Source organism: Schlesneria paludicola DSM 18645, assembly GCF_000255655.1.
GTDB classification, from domain to species: domain Bacteria; phylum Planctomycetota; class Planctomycetia; order Planctomycetales; family Planctomycetaceae; genus Schlesneria; species Schlesneria paludicola.
In genome coordinates, this window is record NZ_AHZR01000105.1 from 1 (window position 1) to 528 (window position 528).

Annotated in this window: 1 protein-coding gene; it reads left to right on the forward strand. The window is 56.2% G+C overall.

What is annotated here, in order from left to right:
* Nucleotides 1-213: 213 nt before the first annotated feature.
* Nucleotides 214-528: A24 family peptidase (locus tag OSO_RS0100195; protein ID WP_010581600.1), on the forward strand; the 315-nt coding region annotated here is incomplete at its 3' end.

Consider the following 528-nt stretch of genomic DNA (forward strand, 5'->3'; position numbering starts at 1 on the left):
GATTGATCGAAGGTTGAACATGCTTCCTATTTGGTTTGATTTGTCTAGTAGCCAGCTTCTCCAATGGGCCCCCGCTGCACTTGTGCTGCTGGTGGGGATGGTGAACCTGGCCACCGGACAGCAACGTGGATGCTGAAAACCGATCGCATGCTGGCGGGAGCTGGAAGCTCCGTCGACGCCGCCCCTCAACTGCTTTACGAAAGGTGATTGGACATGGATTGGCTGCAAGTTTTGTTGGTTCACTGGGACATCACACTCGTCTCAGCCGTTTTGATTTTTGCCGCCTATATCGATGGGAAACAGCTTAAGGTTCCCAACTGGATTACGTTTCCGATGGTCCTGACGGGCCTGGCCTATCACACGCTCGCCAATGGCTGGTCGGGTTGCAGTGCCAGCCTGGCAGGAATTGGCTGCGGATTGCTGTGTCTGTTGCCGCTGTACGCGATCGGTGGAATGGGAGCCGGCGATGTGAAACTGATGGCGGGAATTGGCGCCTGGCTGGGTGCCGCGACGACCTGGAATTCGTTC